This is a genomic window from Halomonas tibetensis, from assembly GCF_042643535.1.
Lineage (GTDB): Bacteria > Pseudomonadota > Gammaproteobacteria > Pseudomonadales > Halomonadaceae > Halomonas > Halomonas tibetensis.
Window position 1 is genome coordinate 30,408 of record NZ_JBHRSQ010000038.1, and the last position, 25,030, is coordinate 55,437.

General features: G+C 60.1%; 7 protein-coding genes. All 7 read right to left on the minus strand.

Annotation, left to right across the window (positions count from 1 at the left end):
• Nucleotides 1–12 precede the first annotated feature (12 nt).
• The 7 genes from ACFODV_RS15720 to ACFODV_RS15750 all read right to left on the minus strand — a co-directional run bounded on the left by ACFODV_RS15720 (nucleotide 13) and on the right by ACFODV_RS15750 (nucleotide 24,693).
• Nucleotides 13–738, minus strand: a complete 726-nt coding sequence (locus ACFODV_RS15720) for an efflux RND transporter periplasmic adaptor subunit (RefSeq protein ID WP_379761127.1) — start codon at nucleotides 736–738, stop codon at nucleotides 13–15.
• Nucleotides 739–896: 158 nt separating this feature from the next.
• Nucleotides 897–2,753, minus strand: a complete 1,857-nt coding sequence (locus ACFODV_RS15725; protein WP_379761129.1) for a hypothetical protein — start codon at nucleotides 2,751–2,753, stop codon at nucleotides 897–899.
• A complete protein-coding gene (locus tag ACFODV_RS15730; RefSeq protein ID WP_379761131.1) occupies nucleotides 2,746–4,899 on the minus strand; it encodes a biotin/lipoyl-binding protein in 2,154 nt (717 codons plus the stop codon). Before ACFODV_RS15730 ends, ACFODV_RS15725 begins: the two co-directional genes overlap by 8 nt.
• Nucleotides 4,899–6,776, minus strand: a complete 1,878-nt coding sequence (locus ACFODV_RS15735; RefSeq protein WP_379761143.1) for an efflux RND transporter periplasmic adaptor subunit — start codon at nucleotides 6,774–6,776, stop codon at nucleotides 4,899–4,901. The genes ACFODV_RS15730 and ACFODV_RS15735 overlap by 1 nt, the downstream gene beginning before the upstream one ends.
• Before the next feature lie 61 nt (nucleotides 6,777–6,837).
• Nucleotides 6,838–7,182: a DUF3467 domain-containing protein gene (locus ACFODV_RS15740; protein WP_379761133.1), complete on the minus strand. Its 345-nt coding sequence runs from the start codon at nucleotides 7,180–7,182 to the stop codon at nucleotides 6,838–6,840.
• 108 nt (nucleotides 7,183–7,290) lie between these two features.
• Nucleotides 7,291–24,423, minus strand: coding sequence for a matrixin family metalloprotease (locus ACFODV_RS15745; protein WP_379761135.1), 17,133 nt, complete (start codon nucleotides 24,421–24,423; stop codon nucleotides 7,291–7,293).
• Nucleotides 24,424–24,483: 60 nt separating this feature from the next.
• The gene (locus tag ACFODV_RS15750) at nucleotides 24,484–24,693 is read right to left on the minus strand and encodes a hypothetical protein (protein ID WP_379761137.1); all 210 of its coding nucleotides are present in this window, start codon (nucleotides 24,691–24,693) and stop codon (nucleotides 24,484–24,486) included.
• Nucleotides 24,694–25,030 lie beyond the last annotated feature (337 nt).

The following is a 25,030-nucleotide window of genomic DNA, read 5'->3' on the forward strand; positions in this document are numbered from 1 at the left end:
AAAAACAGGCCACTATTTCAGCGGCATCAGCAAACTGCAGCGAATGCCCGCCGGCAATGTCAGATCTTCATTATCGAGGGCAAGGCGTATGCCAAAGGTCCCGCTCGCCGCATCGAAGACTCGGTCGACGATCACAACCTCGGCGTCATGGGCGCCAGCGAAGGGAGGCGGTGTTTCCACGGTCAGCACCATGCCCGGCTCGACCTCGGGGAAGCGGTCAATCGGCAAAAATGCCTCCACGTGCAGGGGGTGCAGGGCCACCACTTGCATCAATGACGACTGTTCATTGACGTACTCGCCCGGATGCATATTACGAATTAATACCATGCCATCGACCGGACTCTTGATCTCCCGATAGGCGAGCAATATCTGTGAACGCTCAGCCTCAAGCAGGGCCAGCTGGTGCTCCAGTTCGGCAATCTCGAACTCTGAACGCGCCAGCACCTCTTCGGTACGCGTGCGTTCCAGGTCTTCAGCCGCAACGAGCTCACGCTCCCTGAGCTGGGCCGAGCGACGATGCTGGGCACCAAAATATTCCACCCGCTGGCGTCCGGATTCAATAGAGGTGCGGTTGGCGGCGCGCGTCTCGGCGATACGCAGCGTAATGGCTTCCAGATCTGCCGTCAGGCGAGCCAACGGCTGGCCATGCTTGACGACATCGCCGCGCTCCACCAGCACCGCCTCGAGCAATCCTTCGCTTGGGGCCCCGATCGCCACACTGGCGCTGGGTTCGATCAAACATTCTCTGATACGCAATTCGTCAGCCTGGGCATAGGGGGCAGTTGCCAGTCCCATGAGGAGGCTATACATCCCGAGGGCGGCTGGGCGACGAGGATGGGTCCGCATGGTGTGGAGCTCCCTTCAAGGTGGTAGTTGACCGCAAGAGCACCGTCCCGTCAGTCCTTGGCGAAATGCAGCATCTTCTTGAGCCCCTGATCGCGCAGGATAAGACGCCGTTTGGCAGTGATTCTCCGACTGACCAGCCGGCGCGACTGCCAGCGCCGAGGCATCAGGCGTCGCCACCCGTTAGCCAGCAGACCCTGCCCGGCCAACGATGAGGGAAAGATCGCCAGGCTGCAGCTCTCTAGCGCCGGCCAGCGTTCACTGATCACTGTCAGCCACTCTTCGATAGATTGGTCGCTGGTCAAGACCACCGCCATATGCGTCACCTGGTGTTCAGGCGGTTCGCCGTAGCGCCAGCTGTGCATTGTGTCACGCAGGGTCAGGCTTCTGCCGACCCTCGGCTCTGGGGACGCCTCGGACTGCGTTACGCAAGTCACGACTTCCTCGGCAGCCAGCAGCAGCCTACCGTCATCGCCTGCTGAGCTGTCTAGCCATTGTCCAGCCCACGCTCGGGTCTCCTCGAGGCTCGCCAGGCGCAGGGGCCGTAGCTGCCGGGTCGCACGAGACTGGCTGGCAAATCGCCACACCGGCCGATGATGCAGCCAGTCCAATTCGCGTGCCAGGGAAGGAAGCCAACGTCCCAATCCGCCCATTCGCGGCAACCCCGTCAGCAAGGCGTGAACCCTCGCCTGACTGATCAGCGCCTGGTGCTGGCTCTCGTCGCCGGCGTGCACTTCCAGCAGGGTCTTGATGCTCGGAACGATGTCTGGGCTGGCAATCAGCCGTTGCAGCCGCTCATCAAGAATATCGACACCGCCCGGACCGGCCTGGTAGTGCTCACCCGAGCGCCAACAGGCACTCACCATTAGTGCGGCCCGAACGGCGCGTTGGCTGAGCTCGAGATTGGCCAGCAGGCCGCCACGCGAGCGGCACAGCCCAGCAAGCATCCTTTCTCCTTTCTCGGTCAAAGTGGGAAGCTCGAAATCGGCTGTCACGTCGTAATGGTTTGACCTTTGCAGCAGCTTGGCCAGCGCGAGAGCCTGTTCGGCCAGAACACGCTGACTGGCAAAGGGCGTTGAGGCATGCAGCGCCACGCTATCCAGACCGCGTTCAGCAAACAGCTCAGCGGCGTCTTGAAGCAACACCAGGGTATGGGAGCCGGAAAGCAGCTCGGCTGGCGCTGCCTCACCACTTCCCAAACGCGCGATTCGGCCCCGAAGCCCCGCTGCCGCCTGGCGGGATTCACGGCTAGCATGCAGCAGGTCCATGGCAAGCACACCCAGCGGCACACAGACCAATCGCTGGGCATAGAGTGGACGACGGTCTTCGCGACGTCCGCCTTCGGGTATCGAGACGACTGGCCATTGCGGGTGAACGAGGGCCACCAGCCGCTCCTGCAAGGCTGTTGCCTCGTCGCTATCGGGTGTGACCAGCAACACTCGCCAACCTGCCGTGGCAGCGCAGAGGACCGCCAGGGGAAGGGCCGGATGATGAGTGACTGGCACCGCATCCAATACCATGTCACCGCACATCAGCCGCCAGGCCTGCTCCAGCAGAGACACCGCCGACATCCTATCCGGGCTTAGCGAACCGACAAGCCCTGAAGACCGCAGCAACTGCGCCATTCCAAGCGCCGCTTGGTATGAGAGATAGCGCTCGTGTAGCGCCTTGAGAAGGTGGCGCTGCAGTTCGACGGGAGACAAGCGTTGCGGCTCCCATTCCCGACCGGCCTGCTGCCAGGCCTCGACAAGGAGCGCCTTCTGGCGGAAAGACACCAAGGGCAGCTGTCGCACCAGCCGGTTCCAGGCCACCAGCCAGCGCCCCGGCAGCTCGCCGGTCCTAATGGCAGAAGGAGGAGAGCCTCGGGAACGCCAGTGGGAATCCGCCTTGAGCGCAAGCACATCAGACATTCAGGCGCTCCAGGAACACCTGACGCAAGGCCCGGTAGAGCTGCTGTCCCAGCGGCGCATTGCCATGATCGAATCGCAACTGCAGACGCCCTCCAACGCTACCGTTGCCGATCAACCCCGGGGCATTGGCCTCGAGCATGAAATAGGGCTCCATGGCACTGGGACGCTGGCCATTGGTCGGATCCAGCGCCACCTTGCCGCCCCCTTCACTGGTCAGCGCCAAACTAGGCAGTTCAGTCGATGCCAGCGGCGACAGCCGAAGGTCGGTGAGTTCCAGTACGAGGCCCGGATCAGCAGCAGGCCGCGCCAGAACCCTCCGAGTCTGCGACATCACCAGGTCGATGCGTTCCTGGGAAATCAAGCTGCGTACCACTGGCCGCTGCGGATCGACAATCAGTGCCACCGGTTCGCCACGGATCAGATACCGACCTATCAAATGCTGAGCTGCCGGCAGTGCCAGGATGCCATCCACCGGACTGGTGACGATCAGATCAGTGCGTCGTCTTTCGGCATCCGAGAGACGCGCCTGCATGAGCGCCAGCTCCTCGCCCGCGATGCGTTCTTGAACCCGGTCGTTGACCGCCGCCAGGGCACGGCGAACCTCAAGCTCACGCACCTGTGCCTGCATGACGCGTATCTCCGCGTCCAGCAGCGGGGCATCAAGAGCGATCAGAGGATCACCCTGCTGCACATGCTTGCCCGGCTCGGCCATCACCGAGGCCACGAAGCCGCTGGCGGAAGCATGTACCTCTGCCCGGTCCGGTACCCAGACAATACCCTCCCCCATGGTGGCATATGGCACAGGTGCCAGAGTCAGCGGCCCCACCAGCGCGATGATAAAAAGTCCGGTCGCCATCCAGGCGCGTCCTCGATGACGCTCCAGGCGAGGACTGGTGAACAGGAAGTTCAACCCCTTGAGCAACGGCCACACCAGCATCTGGATAATCGACCAGATAGCCAGCAGGATCCCCAAGGTGAAGAACAGCGACGCCACGAACATCACAATGATGGTCATCAGGAACATGCGATAGCAGAAGGAAGCAATAGCGTAGAAGAACAGCCAGCCTGACTCGCCCCGAGCGGTCGCAGGGGAGCGAACCTCGCGCATGCCAAACAGGTAGCGCTGCACCAGATAGAAGAAGTAGCGATTGGCACGGGTGAACAGGTTGGGTATCTCGAGCAGATCAGCGAAGACGTAGTAGCCATCAAAGCGCAGCAGCGGATTGCCGTTGAACAACAGGGTCGACACCCCTCCCACCACCATGACGTTGAAGGCAATGGCTTTCACCAGGCCGCTCTCGGCTTCCAGCCAGACGAACATGGCCAAGGCCGCCAGCATCAGCTCGACGATGATACCGGCGGAACCGACTAGCGCGCGCTGCCACTTGCTGGGGTAGGCGGTTGCCGCGGAGGCATCCACATAGGGCACGGGCATGAACACCAGCAGCATGATGCCAAGCTCATGCACCTCGCCTCCCCAGCGCTTGACTATCAGCCCATGGCCCAGCTCATGGACCGACTTGACCAGAATGAAGACTCCCACCAGCAGCGGCAGGTTATTGAGCGACATCAGCTGGCTAGAGAGGTCTGCCGCCAGACCTTCCCAGTTCATTACCGCCAGAACCGCGGCCGAAATGATCAGTACCAGCCAGAGCAGCAGTCCGAACATGCTGAGCAGCGGACGCGCCAGGGGGTAGAGCCAATCCAACAACCTGTCCGGGTCGAACAACGGGATCCGGACCGCCAGCGGGCTGCGCACCCGCTGCAGCCACTGGCGTCGGCGATGCCGATCACGACGCTCAAACAGGGCGTCCAGGTGAAGGGCACCTTCGTGGCTCAAGGCATCGGCACCGTGGAGAGTGCCCAGCAGCTGGATGGTCTCGTCCTGGGACGGTGCGTCGCCGCCCAGTGCGGCCACCACATCCTGCCAGACCTCATCGAGGCTTCGCTCACCATCGAGTTGGGAGATCAGTCGATAAGCCCCCGGCCCAAAACGGTGAAAGCGCCCGGAGATGGGGTCTTGAAGCACATACCAGGGCTGGTCTCGGTAGAGGTGTCGGTGCAACTGAACATGGCCGCGCAGCTGCGGACGGGAGTCGGCAACGGCTCCCCACCAGGGGCTGTAGAGACTGACATCGAGTGCCATCAGGGCCACCAACGCCAGAGCTTCAAACGGAACCAGTCGATGATCTTATAGCTCCAGATCCAGGCTCGGCGCCGCTCATCCACACTGACTTTGGCAACCCCTTCCATGCCGGGACGGAGCCGCAATAGCGCGTCAGGATCCTGCAGCACACCTTCCACTCGGAAGCGGTTGTTACCCTCGCCAGGCTCGGAAACGGGAGTGATTCGCTCGACCTGAAATTCCAGCACCTGTTCGGGCAGGGCGGAGAGCACCAGTTGTCCCTGCTGCTGTTCGGCGAGATAGCCGATATCTCGCTCGTCGACCTGAACCACTACGCGGTAGGCATCCAACGGCGCCAGCTCCAGCATCGGTTCTCCGCCAGACAGAGCCCCACCAATCGAGCGCGTCAGGTCGCCGCTCAGGACATACGCATCGAAGGGGGCGACCAGCTGACTACGACGAATCTGCTCCCGAGCGAGGTCGGCCTGAGCACTGGCCTGGTCAATCTGGGCAGCGGCCACTGCCACGGCAGAACGATCACCTTCGGCCAGGGCCCGTTCGTATTCGAGCTGGCGCTGGCGCTCCATACTCAGCCACTGCAGCAATTCCAGCTGGCGGTCTGTCGCGTCCAGCTCTGCCAACACCTGGCCAGCGAAGACAATATCACCGGGCCTGACCGATGCCTGGGAGACATAGCCATCAAAGGGAGCCGCCAGGGTTCGTTGCACGCTACCCTCGATCAGGGCATCGCTGGTAATGCGAAACGGTCCGGTAGCCACCGACAGGTAAGCCACCAGGCCTGCCAGCATGACGGCCACCAGTTTCATGCCCAGGTGGCGAGGCCCGAACAGTGCACCGGCACCCTCTACCAGGCTGTCCCAGCCGCGGCCGAGCAGCCAGCGGTCACTGCGCCGGCGAGCATCCAGCACCGGCGCAACGGAGGATGCTACGGTCTCCAGGGTGTCCAGCAAATGATCGTCCACCGGGGCAAGTTCGGAAAACTCCACCAGAATCACACCAACACGCTGGTCCCCCCAGGCCAGGGGTACCGAGACCACCGCTCCGCATCCGGATTGCTCCAGCAACCGAGCATGGGCCAGGGTCGAGAACATCTGCCCGGTTGGGGCCGGATGCATCAGCGTGGCGTCCTGATCCAGCGCCTCATGCATGGCCGCGGCCAGCAGGCGCATGGCCTGCATGCGATTGTCGGCGACAGCCGTATGGGATAGCGACACAATCTTCAGACGGCCACGGCGGTTGAGGCCCACGGCCACTCTCTCGGCATTAAGCCGTGCTGCCAACTCACTTGCCAGGCTGTCACAGGCATCGCGCAGGTGACGGGCATCCAACACCGGAGCCAGCAGATCAAATGCCGCCTCGACTCGCTCTCTCTGCTGAGCTTCGTTTTCGGCGCGGCGTCGCCATAACAGGGTCTCAAGCCAGGCGACGCCCCACTGCAGGCGGCGCATCAATTCGGGCAGCCCCTCCTTTTCTGCGCCCGCCACCTCCAGGGCGACAACGGCTTCCAATCTGGCGTTAAACAAGACAGGCAGAGCAAGGGCAAAACGCCCCTCACTGCCATCCTCCATGGCAATGCGCCTTGCCGCGCCGGAGGCGGTTGCCACGGCGGCATCAACCGCCTCGGAAAGACTTTCGGTGGTAGGGCTGGCATCTGGCCAGGCGGCCACGGGCACCAGCAAAGCGTCCTCAACCTCGTGAAACAGCACAACCATGGAGCGGCAGCCGGGGATCATACTGCTCTGGAGACTCAGCCACGCTTGCAGATAGGTGGATTCATCATCGGCATCGGCCAGGCGCTTCCATAGCGCCTGGTCGAGGAAGGCAATGCGATCATGTCCTGAGGCATCTTGGTGACGACGTGCAGCTGCGCCTTCCATCACGATGTGTACTCCCGACGGCACCGCTCCCTGATCATGCCCTTAGTGTCGATCAGCCGGCCTACTGGCCACCGGGACGACTGTCCCTGGGATCTGCAATATCCAGCTTGCCGTAGCGCTTCTCGTATTCGCCGACTACCGCACTCAGCAGAGTCAGCAGCCGTTTGGCGGCAAAAGGACTGACAATAATGCGGTCGTGCAGCTTGACCTTGAACTCCGATTCCCGAGCATTCCACGTCTGGTTGGTGCCGAAGAACAGAGTCACTTCCTCGCGTGTGCTCGTTACATTCACCACATTCGCATACGACATGTTCATCCCTGAGTCATCCCACACCACCTTCGGTGCGGAAGACTTGGCATCGGCACCGTTCGGCGCAGCCTTCGCCTCGTTCGGGGTATCGGTCATGGTGTTCTCCATTGCGTGTCACTCCGAGGTGGGGCCGGTGGCATCTCGACACCGACCGCCTTTACGTTCCCATACCGACAGTGACGGACCGTTACCGTCGGCTCACATTCATCTTAGTCGAGAACTGAACTTCCCTATCAGCGACAGCGGCTTCGACAGCACCGCCGAATTCAACGAACCGAAGTCAAATCCCTCCATGTCGTCATCCTCCCCCAGAGGATTTTCGTCAATGGGTGGAACCGGAATGACCTCTCCGGCGTGGTCTGGCAGCTCGCTGGCACGGTCAGCCGAGACCGCTACCGACGGGCTCTGATGCGACCCACCCGCACTCATCACCCCTCTGATGACACCGTCTCGAAGGTCGAACAGCAGCAGCTCATGCCCTAGTGCCAGGCCACTGCTCTTCTCGCTGCGTTTCTCGCCCCCCTGCCCGGGGAACGGCTCTGCCGATGCATGGCCGTGTTCGTCATGATCTGACGCCACCGGCAGCAGCCGCACGCCCGGCTCAAGGGTCTCGGCCATCAGCTCGCCATCGTCGTCGGCATGATGCAGGCCCGCCAAGTGGCCTAGCTCATGCATCAGCACGGTGAGCAGATCGATACGGCCGTGGGCATCGCTGCCCTCTCCGGCACGCAGGGTCCCTTCAGATTCGAGGGTGAACTCGCCGTCGGCATCCGGAGTGGCATCGATAAACCAGCCATGGCCTGCTGCCTGGGCATCGATCAGAATGCGCTCCTGCACCACCTGAGCCAGGCGCAGTCCGCCGAGGTCGACCACTTCGAGGTCGATGTCAGGCATTGCGTCTGGCAGGTGATCTCCATGGGCGGCTTTCAGCCGCTTCCAGGCCTCGGCCATCAGCACGTCGAGGTCATACTCGGTCGGCACCGCAGCGCTCACGATATTCCCCAGGGCAGGGCGCGCCGCCGTCAGGGCCTCATCGGATTGCAGGTAGGCAACATCGTTGGTGCGGGCCATGAAGTGCGCGAATTCACCACCGGAGTTGGCATCAACCATCAGACCCCAGCCACCGGCATTGAGCTGGCTGTAGTAGACGTGGGCCAGCTGCATCGTCGGTTCGCCCTCGGCGCCGGCCACTTTCAAGGTTGCCAGAACCTGGCCACCGGTGAGCGTCAGCTTGAGGTCGTAGGCTTCGCCTCCGGCCAGGGTCACGTCCAGGGTGGCGCTGATTTGCGCTGCTTTACCAGCCACATAGCCCATCAGCAGTTGGCCGGCCTCAACATCAAGCAGAGCAAACTTGTAGTCGTCGGCGTCGTGGTAGTCATAGACGAAACCCGAACGCCCCTCGGCGATCAGCCGGGCCTCGAGTTCCAGAGCAGCGTAAGGGGCGACGCCCAGCGGCAGGGAGCCGAACAGCATGGCCGGCTCAGCGGTCGCTGATCCCCTCAGCCACCCCTCTTCCAGGAGCCATGCTCCGACAGTCTCCTCGAGGCCATGGGTCGCGCCATCAAACCCCCAGGTTGCCTCATAGGTAGTCAACGGAGGGAGGCTCTGCACCTGATAGTTGGCAAACTGACTGGCCGAATTGTCAGAGCCCAAGGCAAGATAGCCATCGCTGAGCAGGTCCGTACCGAAGGCGTGACCGATCTCGTGTCGGCCATCGACGATGAGGGTCGCCAGGTTGCCATTGAGGATCAGCCCGAGCTCATAGATCTGGCCACCACGCATCTGCAGGTTGGTATCGGAAAGGACACGCCACTCATCTGCGATCCGCTGGCCGATCACCAGCTTGTTGGTGCTGATGTCGATACCGGCGAACTTGAAGTCGTCGCTGTCCTGATAGTCGAAGAGGATATAGGCGTTGGCCTTGACGCCACCTCTGGGCCGATCGGCGCTGACATCGACCAGAATCTCGAGATAGTTGGGCAGCTGGTCCTGCAGGTGCAGGATGCTCACCGCCCCCACAGTGGCTTCGGCAGCGACCGAATAGAGCCCTCCGCCCATGGTCCAGTCACCTGACTGCACGGAGAAGGCGCTGCTCTCCAGGGCATCAATATCATCTCCCTGGAAGAGCTCACGGCGCATGACATCTCGCTTGCCCTGGAAGTTGCCGGGCTGCGGGTCGTCCGGGGCGCCGGTCTGTTCCTGCCAATCGGCGTCCTTCTGCAGCACCAGGCCAAGCTCGCCATAGGGCTCATAGTTGCGGGCCCCATCCAGGTCGGCGATGCGCCGATCGTTGCCCTGGTCTTCCGCATGGCGTTCATGATCCGGCGCCCACTGGTCCGCTCCGTCACTCTCGGATAGCGCGTAGAGAAACTCCTGGAGCTGCGGCTGCAGCGACCGGCTGATTTGGAAGGCACCGAAGGGGCTGAAGGGCACCACATAGCTGTTGAACTCACCCACCCAGTCGATGGCCCGGTCCGCCCCGGTATTGAGAATCAGACGGTCGCGCCCGGCGCCGCCGTAGACGATATCGGCGTAGGACTGGTAAGAGTCCGGCAAGTTATTGCCCAGGGGATTGTCGCCGTCAAATTTGGGATGGCTATTCTTGCCCGACACATCGCCGAAGTTGGAACCGTGATCGTCGTCCATGTTGAGCATGTCGTCGCCTCGGCCGCCATACATATGGTCACGGCCGGTTCCACCAACCAGCCAATCGTTGCCCAGGTCGCCGAAGATGCGGTCGTCGCCGTCTGTGGCCGTGGCCCGGTCACCGTCAAAGCGGGTATCGATCGGGCCCTCGGTGGGGTCGAAGTTCAGCAGGAAGTCAAACAGCGCCACCTGATCGCCATCATCATTGAGGCCGACCAGATACTCGGTCTTACCATCGACCAATCGCGTAATCAGCAGGTCGAGATAGGTCTTGGCCTCACCGGAGATACCATCGGCTTCAAACCAACCAGCATTCTTCACCCACTCGCCGTCGCTGCCCAGCATGGTGCGGCGCCAGGGGTCGTGCTCGTCGTAGAGTGAGAACTCACCGGTGCCGGGTCGGCGACCCTCGTACTGCAGGATATCGCCGGTATTGATCGGCGCGCGATCGGCGTACCAGAGCACCAGGGCGGGATCCAACGTGTTCCCCCCTTCATCTTCCCAGAGCTCCTGCTGGGCAATCAACAACCAGTTGAGGCGGCCATCGTAGTAGCCGGGCAGCGCCTCGGCGCCGGAGATGGCGTCGTCGCCGGCTCCACCGTGTAGCCAGTCATTGCCCAGGCCACCGAAGATAATGTCGTTGCCCTCGGTCGCAAGCTCGCCACCACCCTCGCCGGGGAAGGCAAACAGGCGTACGGCCAGCTTCAGCTCGTGACTCTGGTTGATCACTGCCAACTGGATATTGCCGGGCGTGCTGATCACCTTATTGAGCTCGTCCTCATCAATAGCGTCGACGCCGAAGAGCCGTTCTTCCTGACCGTTGCGGCTGGGCAGGATCAGCCCGTCGTCACCGAGGATGCCATCGTCGCCTGTACCGCCGCTGATCCAGTCATTGCCGGTACCGCCGGTGATCTGGTCGTCTTCGCTACCGCCAAAGATGGCGTCGTGGCCGGCCATGCCGTGGATCAGGTCATCGCCGGACTCACCATGGATCAGGTCATCGCCGCTGTTACTGCCAAACCCTTCACCCTCGTAGGTATCTCCATACCCAGCCTTGTAGTCGAGCAATTCGAAGGCGCGTGGCTGGATCAGGATCCACGCCTGGTCATACCAGGCAGCGGCGATATCGGCCGGATCGGTGTCATGCGCAAACTGGCGGGCCTCGAAGAACTCGCCGGCACTCAGGTGGCGGGAGGTATCGAAGTTGAAGCTTAGCGGCAGGCCACCGGCGCCGACCAGGCGATAGATGTTGGCGTTATCGCCCATGATCACATCGGCATCGCGGCCATGGCGGTCCTGCCAGGCCAGACCGTCATCCCCGAAGTTCTCATTGTGGGAAATGTACTCGTTGCGTTGCAGCCGCTCGCCGGCACCGCCGTAGAGCTCGTCGCCGGTGTCGGGTCGCTGCTCGGCAGTATCCAGGCCGAACAGGGAGGAACTGCCGCCGATGATGTCGTCCTGACCCAGGCCGCCGTAGATCAGGTCACTGCCGCCGTTGCCCTCGATATAGTCGTCGCCATCAGTGGCACGTTCGATAACGTTGAAGCGCAGAGAGAGGATGGGATTGTCACCAGCGGTGACTTGGTCATCGTTAACATAAAGATCGATGGAGTGAGGGCCGGGCTCGCCGCTATCGAGCAAGGGGGTGATATCGTCTCCTTCCAGGCCAGTGACAAGGCTGCCCAATCTGATATCAGTATCCGCTTGCCAGCCAGTCAGGAGAATATTCCACTGGGCCAGCAAGGTGCCAAGCTCGAAGTCACCCAGGATCTCGATGCTGCCATCGCCCTGGATCACATCGTCGCCCAGGCCGCCGAACAGCATGTCGCCGTCCGTGCCACCGGCCATCAGATCGTCGCCGTAGGGGCGGTTCGCGCCGATCGCATCCTGGGTGTCATGGTCATGATCGATCAGGCTGATGGTCCGTCCAAAGGACCAGTTGGGGTCCGTGCCCTGGCCACCTTCGGTAGCCAGATTGAGTGACGGATAGCCGCTGTCGGTATCAGGCTCGGTTCCGGCGGTGGTAGGCATGGCGTACATCTCGCCGCCAACAAGCTGAAAGTGCCGCTGACTCGTTTTGTCGTCGGTGCGCCAGATGGTGCCGTTGTCGCCCAACATCACATCGCTGCCGCTACCGCCGTCCATGAGGTCGTTGAAGGAGTCATTACGCACCTTGGCATCCGTGCCAAGATCCCCCACGAGCATCTCGAAGGCTGCTGTATCGCCCGCCAGCTCATCGATTCCACCCTCGACGTTGTGGCCACCGATCATGTCATCGTCGCCGGCTCCGCCGTACATCACATCGTTGCCCTGCTGACCGAGCATGATGTCGTCGCCGTCACCGCCGAACATCAGATCGCCGGCACCGCCATCATCAGCACCGGTATCGATGGCGAAGAAGTTTTCGGCTTGGCCACCCTCGTAGGTATTCTGCTGGGGTAGCAGCTCTCCATGGTCGCCGAACATCAGGTCACTGCCGGCGCCGCCGAACAGCAGGTCGCTGTCGGTTCCGCCGAAAATCACATCTTCATCGGCTCCACCATCAATCAGGTCGCGGCCGCCCAAGGTCGGGTTGGCAGTAGTAACCAGGTCGAGAATGCGATAACCGGCATCGCCTTCCTTCTCGTTCCACTCAAGGCGGCCCTGGTCACCAAGAAGGATGTCGTTGCCCTCCTCGCCGAACAGCAGGTCGCCGAGCACACCACCCAGGATGATATCGTTGCCGAAACCACCCAAAATTAAATCCTGGCCGCCTTCATCATCGTGGTCGTCGGTGGTCTGCAGAACCCTTAGGACACCACCCAGCGTCATAACATCGCCAGCTGGGGACTTGCCAGACTCGAAGTCCAGCTGACCGTTATCACCCAGAAGAATATCGTTGCCCATCTGGCCATGGATCTCGTCGCTATCCTCGCCGCCGAGGACAATATCGTCGCCGTCGCCCGCGTAGATCAGGTCAGCACCGCCGACAAAGTTACTGTCGTCAACCGGCTTATCTAGCAGCACACCGTTAAAGTCCGTGCCCCCGAGCCAGCTCTGGACAAATTCGAGATACACATGCTCAAGGTCGCTGTTATTGAACCGGAGTTCTCCATTGTCACCCAGGATCAGGTTGTTGCCGACGACCTGGCCGTTGATTAAAGGAGCATCCAGGTCTCCGTAGAGGGTATCGCCCTCGGCGCCGCCGAGAAGGATATCGCTGTCCTCGCCACCGAAGATATCGTCTGCGCCTCCGCTAGCGTTCTCGGTATCGGTGGTGACGATGCGTGAGACGGTACCGCCCAGATAAGGCAGCACCCCAGGACCTGAAACAACGTTCGCAGCGGAGACCAGCTCTATCCGGCCATTGTCACCAAGGAGAATATCGCTGCCCTTCTGGCCATAGAGCGTATCGCCGGCAATGCCGCCGATAACGATATCCGCGCCGTCCCCGGCTTCAACGGTATCCACACCACCAACGTACTCGCTAGGAGCGGCGACGCCGTCGCCACCCAGCAAGCTGCGGACCATTGAGAGGTAGACCCAGTCGGGATTGCTCGTATCAAAGACCAACTCACCGTTATCACCGAGAATCAGGTTGTCGCCGACGACCTGGCCATCCGTCAACGGGATATCCAGATTGCCGTAGAGGAAGTCGCCCTGGGCACCGCCGAGGAGGATATCGTTGCCCTCACCGCCCTTGATGGTATCCACGCCGCCGCTGGCATTCTCGGTATCGGTGGTGACGATGCGCTCGACCACGCCGGAAAGGAAGAGCCTGGCGCCGGGGGCATCTGTATTCACATCCCAGGACGAGATCAGTTTGACCAGGCCGTTATCGCCCAGCAGGATATCGTCGCCTTCATGGCCGTCAATAATGTCGCCAGCTATGCCGCCCAGGACGATCTCGGAGCCAGTGAAACCGAGGATGTGATCGACGCCGCCGACAAAGCCATCGGTATCATCATCTTCGGTCACCACGCTCTCGACTCGATCAAGGAAGACGAAAGACTTGCCGTCCACTGACTGGCTGCCGAAGGTAACGACGCCGTTATCACCCAGAATGATGTCGTCGCCATTGGCGCCATAGATGAAGTCGCCCTCGGCGCCGCCGATCAGGATATTGCTGCCCAGGTCGCCGTAGAGGGTATCGATTCCACCGGTCGCATTTCTCGTGTCGGTCGTCTCGACTTGGGTCAGGTAGCCGCCGAAAGTCACAAGGGCAGCGCCATTTGCGTGGAGACCCACGGCCGGGGCGAAGGTCAGCAGGGCGTTATCGCCAACCAGAATATCGTCGCCGGTAGCAGGTTCGGTGATGGGCTCGCCGTATGTGAGAGATTCCGGATCATTATCGAAGGCGGTTACGACCTGCACGATATTCGCCGTGAAGGTATTGCCAGTGAGCGTACCGCCGTTGACCCCGTGGATCGTATCCCCACCGGAACCACCGATCAGCACGTCGTTACCGCCGTTGCCGTAGAGCGTGTCAGCGCCGCCCTCGCCGTCACCGGCAAACAGGCTCTGAATAGCAGTGATGCGTCGGCTGTTGAAATCCAGCCTGGCCCAATCGCCCACGACGATATCGCTACCCTGAGGTGCGGTGGCTGGCAAGTTGCCAGGGTCGACCTCCCAGTCACCATAAAGATGGTCATCGCCACCGCCGCCGATGATGATATCGTCGCCGGCACCACCGACGATGGTGTCATCGCCGTTGATGTCATTAGGCAGGGCAAGGATCAGATCGACCGTCGCGGGATTGAGATCGAACGTATTGTTTTCACTGTCATTAAAGATGGTCTTGATATCGTAAGGAAGCTCATCGTCACCGATCAGACGGTGCACGGTCTCCCCGCCAAAGTTGCGGTAGGCGACCAGCCCCGTATCACCGAAGATCACATCGGGGCCATCACCACCATCGATATTGTCATTACCAGCGCCGCCGAAAACGAGGTCTGGACCACCGCCACCCTGGATGGTATCCACGCCGGCGCCGCCAAAGATGATGTTACCGCCCTCACCCCCACCGATAAGGGTATTGGTGCCGCTGACAGGATCGGTATCTGACTCGTCGACAAGGGATTCGATACTGATAGCAATTCCGTCAGCGGTGTATGTGACTTTTCCACCATCCCCGAAGATTGTGTCGCTACCCTTGCCGCCATCGATGATGCTGTCGCCGAAGCCGCCGAAGATCAGGTCGTCTTCGGTGCCGCCATAGAGGGTGTTGTCACCATGAGAGGTGCCAGCGAAGGTCCACTGGATGACTTCAAGAAAATCGTCATCACCATCAAGCGGGGTTTCGTTATCATTGAAGGTGAAGTCCGGATCAGCCGACAAGGAATCGTTGATACCGAAGGCCGAGCCATCACCGAAGAGGATATCGAAGCCCTTGTTGCCGTAGATCGTGTCGTCGCCCTCACCACCCTTGAGAATGTCATCGCCGGGGCCGCCATAGATGATGTCATTGCCATCGCCACCAAAGATACGATCATTCCCGCCAGCGCCAAGGTCGATATACTGAACGGAGTGCAGCGTCCATGGCGAACTCTTGGTTACCGTGACCTGGCCGCCATCGCCGAAGAGAATATCGGCAAGATTGCCACCGATGATGATGTCATCGCCACCGCCGCCAAAGACCAGGTTGTTGCCGTTGCCGGTGGTGATCCTGTTGTTGCCATCGTCACGGGAAGCGGAGGCGTTGATGCGCAGCCCGTCTTCCGTGCTTCCGTCGACCTCGACATCCACCTGACGCAGTGTTCCCGTACCGCCGAAGATCAGGTCATCGCCACTGCCGCCATGGATGATATCGTCACCCCGGCCGCCGAAGATGGTGTTGTTGCCTCCCCCGCTGTTTTTGGTGGCATCGATGAGATCGTTGCCCAGGCCGCCGTAGACCAGGTCGTTTCCGCCGCCGAGGTAGATGGTGTCGTTGCCTTCCCCGCCGTGAACCTCGGCGGCGATGCTGGTCACGCGACTGAGGTCGATAAAGTCGTTGCCCTCGCCGCCGCGCACCAGGATCTTGCCGATCCCGCTGTAGGTCTGTGCCGCATTGACCGGCACCCCGAACTGGTCTGACCACACCTTGACCGAGTCCGCCCCCGTCTGCTCGACGATGATATGTTCGCCGATATCACGGGTATCCCCTTCCAGGCGCAGGCGCGCCGAGTCACCAATGTTGAGAATCAGCGTGTCACCGGCTTCAGTGGCCAAAATAGGTTCGCGATCGAAGGGAATCGAGAACTCGAAGAGCACGATGGGCGGAGTGATATCGATGGTGAACTTGCTGGTCAGGATCTTGATATAGGCACGCAGCTGGGCGGCGATGTCCCCCGAGATATCGAAGATGGCGATAGGTGCCAGCAGCGGGCTGCCGGTCCGTGCCTCGAACTCCATCACGCTGAGCAGTTCACTCAACCGCACCCGACCGTCGCGATCCGGGTCATAGAGATCGAAATTGACCGTCAGGATGATGCCGCCTTCCACCCCGGCGCTGCCGATCCCCAGGTTGACCTCGGCACCGGCGAAGACCTCGCCGGTGAGGATCAGCTCGGGCACATCGGCACCGCTGCCATCCGGGTTCTCACGGTCGCTGATATAGAAGCCCCCGAGCAGGTCGAGGGGGTTCTCGAAGTTGCCATCGGCGAAGGTCTGGAAGCCCTGGGTGTCATAGCCGAAGGCCAGATCGATCTGCATGCCCAGCCCCACGGTGATCACCGCAAAGATGGGGCCGTAGACCGGGAAGCTCTGCTGGTACTCGAAATCCAGTACGAAGGGCGGCATGTCGTAGGTGACCAGCACCGCCGGCCGGCCCACCAGCAGCCCGAAGATCTGTGCCGGATCGTTCAGGATCGGGAAGTCGAAGCCACCGCCCTCGCCGAAGCCGCTGGTGAGTAGTTTATTAGTCGTACCCGCGGCATCACTGCTATTTCCAGCCAGTAGGGTGGAGAAGTCACTGATGAAGTCTTGCCCATCCTCACCGCTGAGGAAGCCTGCGATCCCCTCGAGGAAGCTCTCCCCTTCACCCCAGGCGCCCGAGAGATCGAAGCCGCCACTAGCCAACTGACTACCGGATACCGCCGAATTCAGGCCACTGTCGAAGACACTGAAGCTACCAATCGTTATATAAGCATCGCCTTCACCAAGGCCTTCAATAGTGTTGACCAACTGGATGATATCGGCGATGGCATAGATGAAACCGGGGTTGAACTCGCCGAAGGTGGCGGCCAGGTCGACCAAAGTGATCGGCTTGCCGGCCAGGTCGGAGATCACCGGTATGGGTGTCGTCAACACATCGATGATCGGCTCAAGTGGCCCGGTGATCTGCTGGATCTGCCCGACGATTGGCCCCAACAAATCGGTGAGGAAGGAGCCGACGTTGAGCTTCACATCATTGAAGGCGATCTCGTTGAGAGAGTCGGCGAAGTTGAACTGCAACCCGGAAGCCAGACTAGCGGTAATCAGTGGGACTACATCGCCATCTGTCGTCTTAGGCCCATCGGCCGTATTGCCCCAGTCGAAGATGAAGTCGGTCTGGATACTGGGCAGCAGTGGGGCGATGGTGCCCGACGGCAGGATATCGTCGTTGAATTGGACGGTACCCTCAACATCCAGGCGTGCGCCCGCCTCGAGGGTGACGTTGGCATCGAGCTGGCCCAGTTCGAAGAAGGCAAGCTTGTTACTGCCACTGACTCCGGTGTTGACGAGATCGACCTGGAAGTCGGCGAAGACACCGGTGCCGACCAGTTCGCGCTTGCCATCGATAATGGCGAAGGCGTCACCGTTGGGCGAAACCTCCAACTCCAGGAAGCCCAGCCGGCCGGTCAGGGTATCGGTCGGGCCAAAGGCCAACTCCGCTCTGGCCTGGAACTCAGCGATCTCAGCGCCCGCCGTGACGCCGGCCGTTACCCCTTCTCCATCAATCGTGTAGTCGACTCGGCCTACATCGAAGTAGGCTCCCTGCTGGGTACTCAGGCCAAAGCCCAGGCCCAGGTTCCATTCGAGGATAATCTCGGGGTCCACGTCCAGGTCCAGGCCCAGGGCCGGGAAGCCCAGATCGAAGTCGAAAGCGACATCGGGGCTCCAAGAGCCACCCAGCACGAAGTTCCACTGGACGCCATCAGCTGTTAGATCGGCATTGATGTAGTGATCGATATTGGCCCCGTAGGTACCACTCAGGACTCCACCGAGAGCACCGATATCGATCCAGTCGGTGTCTGTGGGATCGAACAGCTGCTCCAGGCTCAGCCCAGCGAAGTCAGCTGGCGCCGACTCATCCAGCTTGACCAGTACCGTAGTCGCCCAGAGCGAGCGGAACAGCAGGTCCTGAACGATTTCCAGGCCGCGCTGGGGGGCCTCTGCCACCTGCTCGCGGAAGGGGTCGACGAAGTCCTGGCGGAAGTCCTCGATCACCGTGGCGCCATCGGCGAGGCTGTCGCCCAGGAAGGGGATATCCACGCCCAGCACCTGACCCTGGAGGAGTGACTGCAGGCTGGACAGGAAGAGGTCGAAGCCGTCGATCATCAGCGGCAGGCTGGAGAAGATATCGAAGTTCGCGAAGTCCAGGGCGTCGAAGAAGCCGTCGCTGAAGGCCAGTACGTCAGTTCCTCCGCCTACTGTACCCGTCAGCGTAAGCTCGCCGTTTGCATCCAGCGACAAACCCGCGCCCAGCAAGATATCCCCCAGATAGCTTGAGCTGGTGGGGAAGTAGACAGGCAAGGTGGCAGATACCTCCCCAATATCTCCCAAGTCAGTCTTAACATTCCCGGAATCATCAAGAAGGTCGAAAGAAAAATCTATAAGGGCAGTTCCGTCACGAACGGCGGCACCCAAAGGCCCCAAGGCGGCATTGAAGGTGAGGTTGTCTCCAGTGGCACGCAGGTTGCCGGACAGGTTGGTACGGTTCTCGCCGTAGAGCACTTCGACGGAAGGCGTGCCGAGCTCCCCGTTTACTTCAATCAAGCTTTCCAGATCGATACCAAAGCTGAGCTTGGCATCGATAGCCCCGCTGACCGCCAGTCCGGCGGCGCCGTAGAGGCCAAACTCTCCGGTGAGACCCGCCGGCACCGCAGCGCCCAATGCCAGCAAATCCAGCTGGATATTGATTGGCTCGCTGAAGCTGCGGGAGAAGTCGATATCCAGAATCAGTTCATCGCCGTCGATCAACATGCCGATGGCGCCAGACGGGAGGCCCAGCGCCTCGGTCAAGCGCCCTTCAAGCTCTTGTATCGTGGCGACCGGGTTGGCCAGGATCTCCTCGATGCCGGCGGCAAAGTCGTCGGCGATGCCCACCATGTCGAGAACGCTGACACCCAGAATGGGAATTTCCTCGCTGAGAAAGCCGATATCGGAGAAGCCGTCGACGATATCGCGCAGGCTTTCCAGTGCCGCGCCGAAGGTGGAGAAATCCAGCGCAGCGAAGCTGCCCAGGTCGCCCAGAACGGCCTGCAAGGCCTGCTCGAAGGTATCAAAGGAAGTAAATCCCGATGGGGGCTCACCTGGCGTTTCGTACTTCCCGATCTCGATTGTCGGCAGGGCAAACTCTCCGGCGACAATACCCCCGAAGTCCATCAAGCGAACCACGATCTCACCACCGGCAAGGCCGAGACCAGCAACGGCCGTTCCCGCTTCGCCCAGCACGGCGACATCGAAGGCGATATCACCGGCGGTGACATCAATCTCAGGCGCATCAAGGAAATCACCGAGTGCCGTGATGTTGTCATCTCGCACGGCATCGAGAAGCTGGCGCAGGCTATAACCACTGGCATCCGTACCCGGATCCGCCAGGCCCAGCGAGAAGCTGGCCGTCAATTCCGGCGTGCCGGCTTCCAGCCCTACGCCAATAAAGCCCAGGCGCGCCTCGGCGGCGAAGTCGGGCAGGGTCAGGGTGATCTGTGCCTGGAGCAGATCGCGTCCGTCATCTTCGATGGACATGCGATCACTCAGCCCGAGGCTGCCGATGCGGTCGCCGTAGATGGTGTCGTCGCCGACATCGGCCTGGCGGTCCGCGCTACCAGAAGAGAAGATGCCCAGCTGGCGGGCCGTGCGCGAGCCGTTAAGGGTCTCGACCTCGAAAACACCGCCCTCAATGACATCCGCATCGTCGGTGTTGTCGGTTAGCACCAGGCTGGCGTTGTCGCTAGAAATGGCGACGGTTACTTTCCCACCGGCAGCGTTATTGATAGCAGTAATGGCGCCATCAATGTTTGTTAAACCCGTCAGATCGACGGTAAACATCTCGCCGGAACGGGTCCTGATAAGCAAATCATCCTTGTTGCTATCCAGGTTGCCGAAGCCGGTCTCGATCTCGACCAGCCCCAGCCAGTCGCGTGCCTGGTCACCAATCCCGCCGACATCAGTAGAAATTGCGAAGCTGTCAAAGACCGAGGCCTCGCTGGCCGTGAAGGTCAGCCGGCCACTATCGATACCGACGTTGATCAGGCGACTTTCGAATGCCGTATCCAGCTTGTCCTGAAGCACTCGCTGCAGGTCATACAGGGTTCGTGCCTTGAGGGTATCGTCAGGTGAAAGCTCGATATCAACGGTTTGCTCACCGCTGCCAGCGTTATACGTGATGGTGAACTCAGCCGTCTCGCTTGGGCCGAAATACTGGGTCACGGTCTGGGCGGCACTCAGGCGCAGGGAGTTATCGATGCTATCGTCATCGGCAAAGCCTAGAGACGTGGCACCGGTGATGGTGATCTCGGTGACCGTGTTATCCAAGGCCTTGATGCCCAAGCGCTTGGCACCCAGGGCGACAAATTCCACTTCATTGACGCTTTCAACGGCCAGCTTGTCATTTAGCAGCTCGACCAGCTCGGCGATGGAGCGTAGCTCGTCGGTTTCGGTCTGGGAAATGCTGATCGTGGCCGTACCAGCTCCGTAGTTTACTTCTATCGAATTGGCATCGCCGCTGATCCGACCGTACTGGCTGGCGATCTCGCCCCCGCCCTGGAGCAGCAGGCCAGCTTTTACGGAAATATCATCCGTACCGAAAAGGCCGGTGAAGTCTTCGAAATGAACATCAAGGTAGTGAACGCCCTCGGCGATGCTACCCAGAATCAACTCGTTGCCGCTGCGGGTGAAGATGACACCATCGTTTACACCAATCAGGGCATTCAGATCACTGACCAGATCACTAAGGGTACGGTTCCCGGTCGTGTCATCTGCTAGAAGCGTCAAGGTGATGCTTTCACCTGTGCCAGTACCATCGTTAAGTATGATAGTAACGGTGCCATTACTGCCCAGCTCATATTCCGCCTGGGTGGCCAAGGCCACGGCCACATTGGACGCGCGACTGGAGGCCAGACCGATCTCGCTGAAGGCAGTATTGGTCTGCTGAACATTCACATCGAATGACGTAACACCGGCATCGGCGACCAAGACAATACGACCGTTAAGGACCTCTGCGGTAATAACGCTAAAGTCACCAATGAGTTGCGCATTGATATCGCTGGCCAGATCCTGGGCCGTGGTATTTGTGCTGGTAGCTAGCTTGGTAACAGTAATGGTTTCCCAGTCACCGCCACCGACACGGAGCTGGAAAGACGCATCCGCCGAGAGCCTGCCCTGAACGGTCTGCACCTCAGCACCGCCGGTGACCGCCAGATGGTCCATGGGCTTAACGCCCAACTCTGCCAATTCCGGGTTGGTGTTGAGATTACCCCCCTCGCCGAGAAGAATGCCGAGGGTGGCATTCATGCTCTCTGAGACGGAAACTTCGATGGTGGAGGCGCTGAAAGTCAACTCCAGCGGTCCCAACAGGCTCTCGCTCCCCCCCTCAAGGCGGTTCAGGAAGTCCACCGGGGATTCGGCGCTGCTGACGCGATCACCGAGACGCGACAGTGTTAGCGGTACCAGCAGCTTGGCATTCGCCGGGTCGTGGGCGCCTGAGGCCGCAGGGTCATACCAGATAGTCGCCGTACTTCCAGCAAAGTCCAGCGCTCCATCCGAGAAGCTGGCCGTTTCCAGCAGGCCCAGTGCATTCAGCCGAGCCGTCAACTCCTGCACATTGGTAAAGGGAACCAGGGTCTCGATGTTGCCATCGATCTGGGCCTGAGCGATCAGCTTGCTGATCTGGTTCAGAGTGTTGCCCGCCTCCTCGCCGATCTGATCAAACAGCAGAGCTTCCTGTATCAGGTCGTTGAAGCCCAGGACCTCGCCAAGTACCAGGTCGGCGAAGGGGATATCCATGTTACCCAGATAGGCGGAATCCGCCACGCTATCGGCCCAGGAGCGCAGCTGGCCGAGCATGCCCAGTACGCTATTGGCGCTGACCACATTGAAGTCGACCACTTCCTGGGTAAGGCCAGTTTCGAGCAGGCTGGGATGGTCGGTATCCAGCTCAGCGCTGTAGTCCATCCGCCAGTTGCCGGAGCGGTCCTGTACGAGCGATCCTGTGTCTTCGTTGTCACTGAAATCAAAGATGTTGAATTCGGTTATATTTGGATTTGCACCTGCCACAACGCTATCGATGGTGCTGCCGAAATGAATCTGAATATCGCCCCAGCTTCCGGTGGTACGCTCGAGGCCTGTGATTACATCGAAGGTAAGGTCGAAGGCAAAGGAAGCCTCGTTAGCGGCGGGAAGGTCAAAGAGATCACCAGCGTCAGCGGTCAACAGCTCATCAAGGCGCACAACGCCATCGGCGTCGATGGAAAACTCGTCGACCAGATAGAGGGACTCGGAAGAAGAGGAACTGATACGGATCTGACCAGCATATTCCTGTTCAGGAGGATCCGTCTCCGAATCTGCAACGTCCTGCATGATTTTTTCAGCAGAGATACCGCTAAGATCATCGAGTTCAGAGACTAGATCGTCTATGGTCTTGCCGACTGCCCCTGCAACGCCTATTCGCTGAGGAAGTGCGACACCCACCGATAGCAGAAACGCCGAGATAAAAGTTGGGTCATCCACCTGAGATTCACTCAGGTCGATAAGAATATCGTTGCCATCGAAACGAGGATCCAAGGTCGAACGATTTTCTTCGTTGAGAGAAATCGTCAGTTTTCCATCAATTGTCTCGACCTTTAGGGCTTCCTCGAACTGCGCAGCGAGAGCGGTTTCCAGTACTACTTGGGCTGTCTCACCGTCCCCGGGAGGAGCAACATCAACCGCGACGGCAGTGGTCGAGGTATCCGTACCACCACTCCATGCGTCAAGCGCAAACGTCAGCTCGAACTCCACGGGATGATTGAAGTCACCAACCGCATCCACAGCAGTCAATACGCCACCGTCACTCTCCAGCGGCACCGCGTCGAAACCCAAGGTCGAGGGAAGACTAGCGGGTGTGAAATCGATCTCCTGTACAATATCCAGGGTGAAGGTGCTGCCACTCGTGGCCTGAAGGCCCAGGAAACCTGCATTAATGAACAAGTCAGCCAAGTTCCCATTCGGGACCTGATCCGCCGACAGGGTCATCTGGATGGGAGCATCGTCAACGAAGGTACCGGCCCGAAGGCCGAAACTCTCCCGGAAGGGGGCCAGGTCGAGCAGGTCGGGATCGCTTCCGACTTCTGGCAAGTAGAAGGAGAAGGCCAGGGGGATATCCAGGTCGGCGGTCAGGTCGATCTCGGGTTGGACCGGGGTAGTCGACGGGGTCAGGCTGCCGCCACTGGTGAATCGCTCAGTCAACGCTTCGATACCCAGCTGGTCGGCGACGATGCCGAAGTCGAGCTGGAAGGTATGCGCGAAGCCGAACATCAGGTTGCCGGAGAAGCCCAGGGTATAAAAATCAGGTGAATCGTTATCGTTGGCCGCAAAGGTGAAGCCGCCGCTTTCCAGACTGAGCAGGTCATTGAACGTTTCGCTGGCGGTAAACACGACTTCTTCGAACAGGTCGAAGGAGGTCGACTCGGCAGCGATGGCGCCGGTGCGCGAGTTCAGGGCACTAACGGTATCGTCGGTAGCATCTGCCATGTCTGCGCCACCGTCTACGGCCGACGCGAAGTCATCCAGCACCGAGAGGAAGTTACCGACGAACAGCACGTCGAAGGCTTCGCGCCAGCTGGCCATGCCGTCGCCATCGAGATCCAGGGTGGCCAGGACGGCATCCTGGTCGGGGCCATTCCACTGGCCATTGGATCCTACAGTGCCTGACGCATAGCCATAGAGATAATCAGCCCGCTTGGCCAGGTTCTGGTACTTATCTCCGCTGAAATCCTGCTCATGCTCCTGGAGAGAACCCAGATCATTAGGGATATCTGGATCAATTGAATCCGGGTCGCGTTTCAGCGCCTGGCCGAGCAGGCCGGCGATCTTGGGCGGGCGTGTTTCCGTACCTGTGATGTCACCGGTGTCACTATCGACCTCGAAGCGCTCTGTCAGCATCCCCGGCAGGCCGGCAAAACCTTCGTCCAGATCGGAGATAATGTCATCGAGCTTGTTGCCGAAGGCGAGGAAGCCATCGGCGGCGTCCGTGGCCATGTCGCCAAAGGCACCGCTACCAAACAGCGAGGTCAGTTCACCATTGAGCAGGAAGCGGGGTTCCAGGGGTTCCAGGCCATGGTGGGTGGATCGAGCCGATTGCCCCATTCCCACCTGACGGCGCTGCCGGAGTGACTTGCCACCGCGCCTGAACCCCCGGTAGGGGTATCGGGGTCGCCACCAGTCCGTAACGGGGAGTGTAATATCGGTGTGCGCTTTCTTGTTCTCGTTAGCACCCTGGGTATCGGTGCCCTGATCGTTGACTCCCTGCCCAGCCGCTGCCCTGGTCATGATCTTCTCCCGCCCCTGTTCAGGCTGGCTGTCCTCCCCACCCATCGACGGGAGCTGACATCACTGCTGAGCCGGAAGCATTTTTTGACCAGCAACGCTGGCCAGCAAGTACTCTCCCAAATCCATGGCATTTTCTCGACATCCTGCTCCCTCAAAACCAAACGCTAAGCAGGTGTCGAGGCTGGAGCGAAGCACTCCATCCTCATTCACTAAAAAAGCTAACTCGAGAAAATGCCGCCCATGTATCTGAACTTTGGTGCCAAAAAACATCATGGTGCCATGGCATCGATTGCCTGATAGCCTTTAAGTAATAGTGTGTGAAGTGACAAAGAGCCAAGATATTTTTTTCAATTCGCAACAATTCAAAACATATTGATACCGGATAGCATCTAACCTGTTCTTGGCAATGGGGAATTTGCAAAAGAGCCATAAAAGCATTAATTACTAATAAAGAAAAAATTATATTCAGCCCGCCATCAGAGGGCGGTCTCAAGTTCCAAGCGCAACACTATTGAAGGGTGCTCGGGCCACTAACCGATTTCTTGAGCACCTCGGCGTAAACTTCCAGCGGCGTGCGCCAGTCCAATGTCTTGCGCGGCCGCGTGTT